Source organism: Novosphingobium sp. PC22D, assembly GCF_002556635.1.
In the GTDB taxonomy this organism is placed as follows: Bacteria; Pseudomonadota; Alphaproteobacteria; order Sphingomonadales; family Sphingomonadaceae; genus Novosphingobium.
Map to the genome: position 1 here is coordinate 70025 of NZ_MWMO01000019.1, position 10808 is coordinate 80832.

Below are 10808 nucleotides of genomic sequence, written 5' to 3' on the forward strand. Positions count from 1 at the left end.
TATCCGCCTCAGGCGGCGACGATCCCCGCGACGAAAGACTGGAACGCTGCCGCGGTCGCGGCGAACTCGCTGGCGATCACGCATTGCGCGGTGTGGAGCACGACGTGGTGGTAGCGGTGGATGTCGAAAACCCCGGCGACCGTCTTGTATCCCGCGGCGAGGATCTCGGTCTGCTCGCCGGCGGCCATGTCGTCGCTCGACCAGAGCGCTTCGAAGCCGACCAGCGAAGCTGCGCCGCGCGGCGGGGAGCTGGGGAGCAGGTCGGGCGTCACCGACAGGAAACGCTGCGAATCGGTCCCCGGCAGCGGCCGCAGGCTGGTGGGCAGCTCGTGCCAATCGCGCGCGCAGGCATTTGCGCCCAGATGCAGTCAGAACCGGGTCTGCGCGACCGGCGGGGCGATCTTCGCCTTGGCTTCGGCGGCGCCGAGATACTCATACTCGTGCCCCAAGTTGCAGATGAAGGCGAGATCGTGGTCGGACACCGCCTGGACCGCCCAGCGCGCCAGCCAGAGCCAGGCGGTGATGCCTGGGCCGCGCTCGCCCGCGCAGGTGAACCAGCCCGACCGCGGGGTCGAGATCGCGAGCCAGCGGCCCTTGCCGCGGTCGAGACGGCCGCCGAAGTTGAATGCCGGACGGCGCCCGCCCTCGCCTTCGAGATGGAGCGTAGCGCTCGCACCCTCGATCGCGCCCGCCCGGAACGCGTCGGCCTGCTTGGGCGCCAGGAGCGCGACAGGGCTAGAGAACATCGGCTTGCGGCCATCGGTGTTGAGCGCGATGATCTTGCCGGTGGGGCCGTTGCTGATCACCACCACCGCCTTGGCGCCCGCGGCGAAGGCGGCCTCGACCGGCCCGCGCACGGGCTTGGCCATCATCGTCGACCAGCGCCCGACGGGCAGGTCGACGAGCGCGATCGCGCCCGCCATCTCGCCTAGCCAGCGGCCCTTGACGTCGAGGCGGACGAGCGGCCCGGTCACGCCCCGGGGGCCGGTGGGCACTACGATCGGCTGCGGCCAGACTTCGGCCTTGTGCTCGCCGCAGACGAACTCGCAGCGGGCCGGCGTAAAATAGGGCACCGAGACGGTCTGCTTCTCGACCGCGTAACGAGATTTTGAACACAATGCGCCCATAATTGTGGTCGCGCATCGTCTGCCACACCGCCTTGGTGCAATTGACCGAGCCCATCAGGTGGACCTCGATCACCGCGCGGAAATTGTCGATCGACATCTTGGCGAAGGTCTTGTCGCGCAGGATGCCGGCGTTGTTGACGAGGATGTCAACCCGACCCCAGCGCGCGAGTGCCTCGTCGCGCATAGCTTCGACCGCGGCGAGGTCGGTGACGCTGACCGCGCAGGCGATCGCCTCGCCGCCGGCGGCGCAGATCTGGGCGCAGACCGCTTCGGCTGCCTCGCCGTTCATGTCGCTGACGACGACCCGCGCGCCGTGGGCCGCCAGCGCCAGCGCGTGCTGAGCGCCCAGCCCGGCACCCGCGCCCGTCACAATCGCGACGCGCGTGCTTAGGTCGATGCTCATAGGGATTTCCTTTCGATCACAGAGAATTGAGCTGGCCGAAGCTCCGGCCCGCATCGGCCAGCTCGACCGGCAGCGGCGCGGGCTCCCAGGCCCAACCATGGCGGCCTTGCGCGAAGCTGCGGATGCGGGCGACGACTTCGGGCAGACCGAGCGTGTCGGCGAAGAACATCGGCCCGCCGCGCGTCGCCGCGAAGCCGTAACCGTCGAGGTGGACGACATCGATGTCGACCGGGTGGTAGGCGATGCCTTCGCCGAGAATCCTCGCGCCCTCGTTGACCAGCGCCAGGACGCAGCGCATGTGGTGCTCGACGAACGCCTCGATCTGGGTCTCGAGGTCGCCGGGCAGGAAGCAGTTTTCCAGCAGGACGCGGTTTTTAAGGGTCTGGTGCCAGCGTTCGATCTTGCCCTGGGTCTCGCCAGCGCGTGAAAGTCCAGCATATGAACGAGGGAAGGCATGATGGAAGCTTGCCGTCGAGATCTTCGAATTCGGCCCACTTGGCACCGCGAAGTTCGCTTGGTCGCATTGCGGTGAGCGCAAGCATTCTGAGGCCGAGCCTTGTGATCGGCCGCGCATTGTCCTCCTCGGCGGCCAGGATCATTTTGCGCAGTGGCACGATTTCGGTGATCGCCGGCTGCCGGCCCTTGCGCAAGGGCTTGAGGACAGCGCCCAATTTTTCGGCGGGGGTCGCTTGCCGCTATCCCCTGCGCAATGGCGTAGACGTACACAGCCGAAATGCGCTGCCGGACGCGCTTGGCGGTTTCGATCGCCCCTAGCCTCGATTTCCCGCAGGACGCCGAGGATCAGCGGCGGGGTGAATTGCGCTATAGGCAAGGCGCCGATCGTCGCGAAGACGTCGCGCTCAAGGCTACGAATGACGTCGCTGGCATGGACGGTGGCTCACTGCGCCCTGGAGTTTGCATGCCACTCGCGCGCCACGCGCTCGAAGGTCTGACGCCCGGCTTCAAGATTCGCCTCCTTCTGCAGCTGCTTCACCACCACAGGATCGTGGCCTTAGGAAAGGATCGTGAACGCCTCGTCACGCTTCGCCCGGGCATCGGCCAGCGAGACGAGAGGATAGGCTCCAAATGCCATTGTCTTGTTCTTGCCGTCGTATTCGTAGTTCCAACGCCAGAGCTTGCCACCGCTGGGTGTGATCATCAGGAAGAGGCGATTGGCGTCAGCGATTTTATAGGCTTTTGGGCGCGGCTTGGCGTTGCGCACCCTGGCATCGGTGAGCATGGCTCGATCTCCAGAAAATACCTCGTTTTTCGACCGCTCGTACCTCGTTTTGAGCGCTCCGAATCGGTGGATGGGCGTGGACGGGCACGGACGGCCGAGGCCGAACCGGTCTGTTAAGCGTCGGTTTTCAGGAGGAAAAAAGTCGAGACCAGTGGTCTTGTGCGGACCACTAAGGAATGGTCCGTGGCGGAGAGGGTGGGAGAAAGACCCAGTTGCAACAAGTTGCACGTTTTCAATAAGATAATCACCATACTCCAACCGAAAGTGTTACAGAACGTGTGACACCCTTAGGCATTCCCACTCTTTATGGCTCACTTGCGGTCGCTGCCGACAACCCATTGTCAATAAAATCAAGGATTTACGCTGGGCTGGGCATCCGTCATAGCGGTTGAAGCGCCGTCGTCAGCGACCCAGTTTGTGAGGCTCATTCGCGAAAGGTGGCTTGCCATAAGCTTCCCGGAATGTCCGGATCAGTTCCGCCTCAACGGCTAGCGGGTCGCGGTCGGGCGTTTCCTTCCATGCCACGAGCAAACGGGGATGGTCCGCCAGTTGCCAGATCAGTCTGCCACCCCAGTGACCGATGGGCTTTCCTGCGCCAAAGCTGGCGAACTGCTTCAGGCGGCGGTGCAGGTTGTTGGCCTTGCCGATGTACAGGCATTCGGCATTGGTCACCCAGTTCGCAGCAAGCGCATCGGGGCTAACCGTTGGGTCTTGCTGCTTGAACCACCCGCCGCAGCTTGTGGCCATGACGGTGCACTGGTCAGTCCCGGTTCGCACAACGACATAGACACCACCGCTTGTAGGGCAGTCGCGAGAGGAATGGATGTCCGAGAATGGACGCCAGCCTTGAAATCCGGCCCGCTCAAGGCCGCGACGGGTAAATAGCATTGGACACCCCTAATGGACACAGAGCCACCTCTGAGGCCAGAAATCGCCCCTTAGCGGGCACGATGGAAACCGCCCGTAATCTCATCGAGGCACTCAGATTATTAATCAGTCGGTTGTACATGGCGCCTTAGGCGGGAATGGAGGATGCATTGATCTGGAGCATCTTGGCTTGGACTGCTGGAATACTTGGGATCTTCATTGCAATGGGTTTCATCGCATCACTCGGCAAGTGGGGCGAGCGCATCGCTATTGGCATTTTCATCTATGCTCTGATCGCAGTTTCAACCTTCGGTTGGCAATCGTTCCAACGTTGGAACAATGACACTGAGAACCCAACCGGCCTCGCTCGATAGACCTGAGTTGTACCGCTTCCAGCAAACCGACATGCGAGTGATGGCAGTCCACGCCTTCACGACCTTCCTCGATTTCGAAGGGAATGGCCGGTCGAATGCAAACAGTATCGAGGTGTGCACTCGCGAATGTGCGATTGACGTGGTCGAGCGTCTCGCCTCGGCTCTGGGTGTTGAGCCGGGACGCCTGCTCGACTAGCCCTGCTCAGGCTTTGGAACGGCGATAACCAGCGGCGAGCGCCTGTGCTTCGGTGCAGAATAGCTCTTCGGGCCGGGTCTGATCGTAGTAGGGCATGCCGGGGAGGTGATAAATCCATTCACCGCGCCGGTTGCGGTTTCCCTTGATCGCGCAGCCGAACTGATTGCGGTAGACCTGCGGCTTGGCGCGTGTTCGGCTCTCGACCGTCGCGACAGCCCTGACCGGACGCGCTTCCTGCGGATGTTCGGCGCGCCAATCGGACGGCATCTTGAAATCTGAGCCCCAGATGCCGAGCCGGAAGCCCCTTGCCCGCTCTGCAATGGCCCCATACTCGCTCTCTGGCCCCTGTAGAGCGACAGCAAGGCCACCCTCCACGACGGAACGGCCAAGATCGAGGCCACCGCTTGTACAAGCAGCAACGAGCCGACCGTAGACGTCAGTTTCGCGCCCCACACATTCCACCTGCTTGCCTGAAATCAGCGTCTCGACGAGCGTCTTGGCAGCTTCGCCACAGTTCCATGCGGTGCCGTTCCGCTGGCAGGTCTGGGCCTTCTCTGGCGCATCGATGCCGAAGAGCCGGACGCGTGTGCCGGTCATGTCCAGCGTATCACCATCAATGGCCTTGGCGGGGCCGGAAATCGTCTGCGCGCTCGTTGGCACCGAAACGAGCGCAAGCAGCGCGAACAGCGCGTTGGACCATCTGGCTCGACCGGACATGGGGGCTGCCCTCCTCATTCCACAGACCTAGGTGAAGGAAGGAAACAAACCGTTGAGATTGCCCAAGACATCCAAGCTGATGGAAGGCTGGGCAATGAGGCGATGTCGCACCACATCGCGCACTTCGCGTTAGCAAATCTTTATCCGTGATCACGCATACCGATGTTGTAATGGCAACCCGGTTCAACAGCCCTTCTCAACGTACCACGTCTTGGTACGAGGCTATTGCCGAGCGCGACCCCGAGTTCGTCGAACGCATTCAATCGCTGAGGAGCCGAAACCGAAACCGGCTGGCACGGCTCTCGACGCTGGCAGGACGCGAGAGGCATGGCGAGGTGCGCAAGCTGCTCCGATCCGGGTCCATGCACGTGGTGTACGCCTTTGACGCCCTGAAAGCGAAGCGAAGGCCGGATACCGCCAATGCAGAATGTGTCGAGGCTCTTGCGGCCCGGTGCAATCCGTTCATGCCTTCCCGAGAGCCCGTCCGACATGGCTATGCCACCTCGGGTCGGGCCATCCGGCGCACGCGGATCGTGCAGGATTTCGGGCCTCTGAAGCGCATGCACCAGTTACTTGTTGCTGATGTGCTTCGCTCCCTACATCCTCCCCGTCAGGACCAGTTCCTGTTTGGCGGGGGGATGCCGATGGCCCTCAAGGCCATCGAAGACGCCTTCCGGCAAGGCTACACCCACGCGGCAGAAGTCGATCTGATCGATTTCTACGGGAGGATGCGCCCGCCGGGTCTGGCGGACCTGCTGCGACCACTGCCAAGGGCAGTCACAGACAATGTCGTCTGGGACCATGCAGTCCGTAGAGGACTGGACGATGCCTTGGTGGTCTGCAGTGAGGACGACGATCCTTCCGCCAGTGGTCTGGTGGGGCTTTCTCTGGGTGCCGCGACGTCCCCGGTCGTTGGCGAGGTCATTATCCGTTCGCTGCTCGACACGGCCTGCATGGGCCAGGTGGTGACCTATGCCGACAACATCCTCATCCTAGGAAGGGGACAAGAGGACGTTGCGCGATGGGCAGCACAACTGGAGGAAGTGGCCCAAGGGCTCGAAGCCGGACCGCTGGCGCTAAGGATCAACGACACCGTTGCGTTCACCAGCAGACATCTTCCTGTGCAGTTCGCGAGCCACTGGGGGAGCGCAATCAGGCATCGGCTCAACTGGGAGCCGAATGGCCGAAAACTGGCCGAACACTTGATCGTCGAGCGATCCACCGTGCTGACCGACGAAGAAATCGGTGAGGTCGAAAGCAAGATCAGCCATCTTGCCCGAGCCTATCCGATGTGGCGTACGCGGGAAAGCTGGGAGGCGTGCCGCTTGGCTGAACTGGCTGCTGTCCGATACTACAACCGGGCCACTCCACCGAACCTGTCGGATGCCAAGCACAAGCTCATTATCGCCTACCTCACCTGCGGCAGGCAAGACCTTCGCGAAATACTGCCCGACGGGACAACGAGGCAGCATCGGGAACGACGAATGGCTCTCTACAACGCGGGGCTTGAACTGCTTGCCGTGATTTCGGCGGAACAGGCAGCTTAGCTAGTCGCGAGGCCGGTCCAGTCTGCGAAGGCCCGCGAACGGCACAGGTAGACCTTGAGGGTAAGTCACTCCGTAGGGTTGCCATTGGCATGCCGGATCGAGGCTGAGCATCGTGAACCACTCACCGGATCGGAAATGCCGGGCCAGCACTCCCTGCCATCGAGCGGGATCGCGGAAACGGGCATGGACCGCAGCATGACAGCGTTTGCAACACGGATAGAGGTCGGCGTAACGCGCGTAGTTCTCCGTGTGAGCGAAGATGTAGCCACTGCCGGTGATCCGGCTCGGATCGCTGAAGCGGCAGATTGAGCATCGGACTGGCCGGGCCAGTCGGCCCGAGAGGAACAGCGCGTTCTGTAGTGGCGTCACGGCGCACCGCTCCTCCCATGTCCAGCCATTGTAGTCCGTCTCCCAAGGACGTCGGCTAGGAGCCACTGACATGGTCCCCACAATGCTCCTCGCGAGGGACATCCGCGATCAGGTCGGCCAGTCCAGACAGTAGCTGGTCCAGAAGGACGCGCTCAAGGTCGCCGGGTTCTTCAGTGCCGAGCGCATCCGCCGCGATGGCGTGAAGGTCTTCCAGACCGGCCATGACCCTGCCGATGCGCTGCGCGGTAACTGACGTCATGCCGTCTTGGCGTCGGCGAGGATGCGATAGACTGAACTGCGGCTTATGCGGAGCCGCCCGGCAATCTCGGACGCACCGAGGCCGGAGGCATGCAACTGGTGCACCTCGCGCCCCCGTCGCCGGGCTGTCGGCGCACGTCCCCGATACTTCCCCTCCCGCTTCGCCTTCTCGATGCCCTCTCGCTGCCGCTGGAGCAGTAGCTCGCGCTCGAACTGTGCAACCGCGCCGAACATGGTGACGATGAGGCGTCCCGATGGCGATCCTGTATCCACTGCATCCCCGCCGAAATCGAGGATGCGCAGCGCCACGCCCTTGCGTTCCAGAATTGCGATGATCGAGAGCAGGTCCGCAGTCGAGCGTGCGAGCCTGTCCAGACGGGTGACGACAAGGCTGTCTCCCTCGCGAACGAAATCGAGGGCGGCTACAAGTTGAGCCCGCTCCGAGACGGAAGAAACCTGTTCAGAGAAGAGCTTCGTGCAACCCGTTGCACGCAGGTCGCGATCCTGTGCTTCAAGTCCTGCGACCTGCTCTGCCGTAGAAGTTCTGCAATACCCGACAAGCAACTTGGCGCCCCCCCGATGTCCTGCCACAATACAGGAGGCTGAGAATAAGATAAACGAAAAACCTGCCTAACATGCTGTAAAGTAAGAAGTTTTAAGGAAGCAATCTTGAGAAACTTCGTCCGGGGACTTATCAGTTTTGGTGTGGGTACCGGCGGTCTTGTCGCCGCTACGGCTTTGGGTGGGGAGGCTGGGGCAGCCGTCGCCACCACCACCGCACTGGCGACCTTCGCATCGACCTTGGGCGGGGGCATTGCCGGAAATGTTGCGTATGACGCCGCGTATGGCGCTTTTGATAGCGTAGCGAACGCGCTCAAGAATGCAGCGCGCAACGGGCGCCTCCCCTTGAACCATGATTTTGCACGGGAAGCTCGCCGTGCGCAACTTGATGGCATCCGCTACATACTCCTCCAATACCGGGACCAGATCAGAGCGGACCCGACGGCGCACGACATGCCTTCAGAGGAAGCGTTTGTTGACGATGCACTAGACTATGTTTCCCGCCAGCGGCGCGATACCGATGATGCCGAGTTTTTGTTGGGAGAGCCGGTTGCGCAGTATCTTGAAGAGGTTATCCCCACAGCCCGCCGAAATGATAGCGCTCTTCGGCACGAGGATTTCCTCGACCTCCTGAAGTCTGCCGAGAGGCACACACTCGAAGAACTGGAATTAGCGATCAGGCATTCGGCGCCGCCGGATTTCAGGGCCGCGTTCATGATGGAGGGAAACACTGTCTGCTGGCAGTCAGCGGCTCAGGCCTTTTTCATCGAAGCCATAAAATCCGATGATCGCCTCAAGACTGTGGTCCTGTTTGACCGCCTGCATAAGCTTGACACCGGGTTGTCGGGCGCCGTTGCCCTGATCAGGCAGATGGCTGGCGATCTGGGAGAGCGGTTCGACAGGATCGACCGCGAGATTGCTGCCCGCGCCTCGGCTTCGACTGACACCAATGAACTGGCTGCGTTTCTTCGTGGAGCGGTTCGGGATGACATGTCGGCGTTCGAAGAGAACCTTCAGCACCTGCTCGATGCGCGTTTCCCACGCGACCAGTTTCAGGCTTCTCGCCCAGCCGAAGAAGTGTCAAGGATCTTCAGTCGCAGGTCGATGCGCTTCCTTGGCCGCCGCGAACCGATAGCCGATGTCGAAAATCACATTATCCGGCACGGCTCCTCCCTGATGATCATCACCGCCCCGCCCGGCATGGGCAAATCCGCGCTAATGGCCAACCTCGTACGGCGGCGCATTGACGCAGGCGATGTAGTCGTCCGGCATTTCATTCTCTCGCAGGAACTGCGGACTGTCGATGAAATCGACATCTTCGGCCATCTGGTTGCACAACTGGCGGCGATCTTCGACGTCGAACAGCGCCCCGAACTAAACGAGCGCGCCCTTGCTGACTGGCTGCATCATCACCTGAAGCAGGATCGGGACGAAGGCCAGCGACTTGTCCTGTTTCTGGATGGCCTTGACGAAGCCAACAGTGACAGACTTTCGCAAATCCTGCCGGACCGTCTGGGGCACGGGGTTCATCTTGTGGTTTCGTGCCGGGCTTCCGGGCTTGAGGAACCCAGAGCCCTCAAAGGCTGGCTCATCCCGCGCCCGAACATCGAAACCCGTCGCATCGTTCTGAACCCGATGCGGATTGCGGACATCACATGGTGGCTCGAAGATTTTGTTGGTCACATCGATTACGAGACAGCGACCAGAATGGCTGCGAAGCTGGAAAGAGCTTGCGACGGCATCCCGCTCTTTCTGTCCTATCTGATCGAAGACGTGCATGCGAGGCTCGCGGATGGCGCGACGGCTGACGAAATGCTGGTCGAGATTGGTGAATTGCCCGAACCCTTCGACGAGTACGTTAGGACCCAGCTCGACACGCTTGACGGCGAAGTTGAATGGTCAAGTGGCGCACAATTCGTATTGGCATTGCTGACAGTCACGAAATCACCAATCAGTGTCCGGGACATTGACCGCGTCATCGGTCTGGCACGCAAGGCTCACGTCGATGTCTCGACAATCAATCTGAACGCACTCAATCACCGGGTTGCGCGCTGGATGATCCAACAGCGTGATGACGGGGGCATCCGCCTTCAGTTCGTCCACCCACGTTTAGCAGAAGTGTTCGCACGCGTTCTCGAATACCGGACTGAAAGCGCGCGCACGTACCTGCTCGAATTTTGCAGACTGTGGCAATCAAACCCTTCCGAATACGCGACACAATCCGGGGTGGAGCATTTGCTCGACGGCGCAGATGCGTCACCTCCGACCGTTGCCATGACGGAGGCAGTGGCCCCTCTGTTTGATGCGGGTTATCTTGGCGAGCGTGGGGTTCGCGGCCGTCTCAGTTCAGTTTTGCAAGTTCTACTCCAAGCGCAGGAAATCTGGAAAGATCAAAGCCACTTGCGCTCATGGTTTGAACTGATCAGTCGCGACTACTCGATTTTGTCTCAAGCTCACAACGGTTCATTTATTAGCGGTCTTTGGCCGGACAAACTGGCACAGTTTAAACAACGTGCTGCCCTGCCTGGGCATTTTAGCCATAGGCAGCCGGAGAAGGGTAGGATGGAAGGGCACACGGGTCCGGTCAAAGGCGCGCGGGCGCTCGACGGCGGGCGCATCCTCTCGTGGAGCCAAGACAGGACGCTGCGGCTCTGGGACCCCGAGGGACACCCCCTCGGCGTGCCCATGGAAGGCCACACGGAAGCGATCAACGGCGCGCGGGCGCTCGACGGCAAGCGCATTCTCTCGTGGAGCAGAGACGGGACGCTGCGGCTCTGGGACTTCGAGGGACGCCCCCTCGGCGTGCCCATGGAAGGTCACACGGATGCGATCAACGGCGCGCGGGCGCTCGACGGCGGGCGCATCCTCTCGTGCAGCCTAGACGGGACGCTGCGGCTCTGGGACTTCGAGGGAAACCCCATCGGCGTGCCCATGGAAGGCCACACGGATGCGATCAACGGCGCGCGGGCGCTCGACGGCAAGCGTATCCTCTCGTGCAGCCTAGACGGGACGCTGCGGCTCTGGGACTTTGAGGGACACCCCCTCGGTGCGCCCATGGAAGGCCACACGGACGCGATCAACGGCGCGCGGGCGCTCGACGGCAAGCGCATTCTCTCGTGGAGCAGAGACGGGACGCTGCGGCTCTGGGA

12 protein-coding genes and 1 pseudogene are annotated in these 10808 nt (G+C 61.8%); 4 read left to right on the forward strand and 9 right to left on the reverse strand.

What is annotated here, in order from left to right; genetic code table 11:
* Positions 1 to 8: 8 nt before the first annotated feature.
* From B2G71_RS20750 to B2G71_RS20775, 6 genes and pseudogenes are all read right to left on the reverse strand, one after another.
* A complete protein-coding gene (locus B2G71_RS20750; RefSeq protein ID WP_098108567.1) occupies positions 9 to 272 on the reverse strand; it encodes a hypothetical protein in 264 nt (87 codons plus the stop codon).
* 96 nt (positions 273 to 368) lie between these two features.
* Entirely contained in the window at positions 369 to 1073 is a 705-nt protein-coding gene (locus tag B2G71_RS24625) for a PA domain-containing protein (RefSeq protein ID WP_240530262.1), read from the reverse strand.
* Positions 1074 to 1113: 40 nt separating this feature from the next.
* A pseudogene (locus B2G71_RS24630) lies at positions 1114 to 1530 on the reverse strand (SDR family NAD(P)-dependent oxidoreductase); the annotation flags it as partial.
* 16 nt (positions 1531 to 1546) lie between these two features.
* On the reverse strand, positions 1547 to 1828 hold the full coding sequence (locus B2G71_RS20765) for a 3-hydroxyacyl-CoA dehydrogenase family protein (protein ID WP_206049472.1): 282 nt from the start codon (positions 1826 to 1828) through the stop codon (positions 1547 to 1549).
* A gap of 714 nt (positions 1829 to 2542) precedes the next feature.
* Positions 2543 to 2770 carry an Arm DNA-binding domain-containing protein gene (locus tag B2G71_RS24365; RefSeq protein ID WP_098108571.1) on the reverse strand — a complete coding sequence of 76 codons (228 nt, stop codon included), beginning with the start codon at positions 2768 to 2770 and terminating at the stop codon, positions 2543 to 2545.
* Positions 2771 to 3172: 402 nt separating this feature from the next.
* Complete coding sequence (locus B2G71_RS20775; protein WP_098108572.1) at positions 3173 to 3658, reverse strand: GIY-YIG nuclease family protein; 486 nt, start codon at positions 3656 to 3658, stop codon at positions 3173 to 3175.
* Between the two features lie 149 nt (positions 3659 to 3807).
* Here B2G71_RS20775 and B2G71_RS23870 point away from each other — a divergent pair, with 149 nt between their 5' ends.
* On the forward strand, positions 3808 to 4011 hold the full coding sequence (locus B2G71_RS23870; RefSeq protein ID WP_141521647.1) for a hypothetical protein: 204 nt from the start codon (positions 3808 to 3810) through the stop codon (positions 4009 to 4011).
* A gap of 7 nt (positions 4012 to 4018) precedes the next feature.
* A complete protein-coding gene (locus tag B2G71_RS20780; RefSeq protein WP_141521648.1) occupies positions 4019 to 4207 on the forward strand; it encodes a hypothetical protein in 189 nt (62 codons plus the stop codon).
* A 6-nt stretch (positions 4208 to 4213) separates the two neighbouring features.
* On the opposite strand, the gene B2G71_RS20785 is transcribed toward B2G71_RS20780, so the two are convergent.
* Positions 4214 to 4924 carry a thermonuclease family protein gene (locus B2G71_RS20785; RefSeq protein ID WP_168176431.1) on the reverse strand — a complete coding sequence of 237 codons (711 nt, stop codon included), beginning with the start codon at positions 4922 to 4924 and terminating at the stop codon, positions 4214 to 4216.
* A 170-nt stretch (positions 4925 to 5094) separates the two neighbouring features.
* On the opposite strand from B2G71_RS20785, the gene B2G71_RS20790 reads away from it, so the two are divergent.
* The gene (locus B2G71_RS20790; protein ID WP_168176432.1) at positions 5095 to 6471 is read left to right on the forward strand and encodes a hypothetical protein; all 1377 of its coding nucleotides are present in this window, start codon (positions 5095 to 5097) and stop codon (positions 6469 to 6471) included.
* Positions 6472 to 6895: 424 nt separating this feature from the next.
* On the opposite strand, the gene B2G71_RS20795 is transcribed toward B2G71_RS20790, so the two are convergent.
* Both B2G71_RS20795 and B2G71_RS20800 read right to left on the reverse strand, forming a co-directional pair.
* Positions 6896 to 7099: a hypothetical protein gene (locus tag B2G71_RS20795; protein ID WP_098108576.1), complete on the reverse strand. Its 204-nt coding sequence runs from the start codon at positions 7097 to 7099 to the stop codon at positions 6896 to 6898.
* Complete coding sequence (locus B2G71_RS20800; protein WP_098108577.1) at positions 7096 to 7662, reverse strand: recombinase family protein; 567 nt, start codon at positions 7660 to 7662, stop codon at positions 7096 to 7098. The genes B2G71_RS20795 and B2G71_RS20800 overlap by 4 nt, the downstream gene beginning before the upstream one ends.
* Positions 7663 to 7767: 105 nt before the next feature.
* Between B2G71_RS20800 and B2G71_RS20805 the strand changes: the two genes are divergently transcribed.
* Positions 7768 to 10808: WD40 repeat domain-containing protein (locus tag B2G71_RS20805; protein ID WP_206049471.1), on the forward strand; the 3041-nt coding region annotated here is incomplete at its 3' end.

Excerpts from the sequence above, each read along its gene's own strand:
- B2G71_RS20765 (WP_206049472.1), bottom strand. The coding sequence starts at position 1,828 with ATGCGCTGCGTCCTGGCGCTGGTCAACGAGGGCGCGAGGATTCTCGGC.
- B2G71_RS24365 (WP_098108571.1), bottom strand. The coding sequence starts at position 2,770 with ATGCTCACCGATGCCAGGGTGCGCAACGCCAAGCCGCGCCCAAAAGCC.
- B2G71_RS20775 (WP_098108572.1), bottom strand. The coding sequence starts at position 3,658 with ATGCTATTTACCCGTCGCGGCCTTGAGCGGGCCGGATTTCAAGGCTGG.
- B2G71_RS20785 (WP_168176431.1), bottom strand. The coding sequence starts at position 4,924 with ATGTCCGGTCGAGCCAGATGGTCCAACGCGCTGTTCGCGCTGCTTGCG.
- B2G71_RS20790 (WP_168176432.1), top strand. The coding sequence starts at position 5,095 with ATGGCAACCCGGTTCAACAGCCCTTCTCAACGTACCACGTCTTGGTAC.
- B2G71_RS20795 (WP_098108576.1), bottom strand. The coding sequence starts at position 7,099 with ATGACGTCAGTTACCGCGCAGCGCATCGGCAGGGTCATGGCCGGTCTG.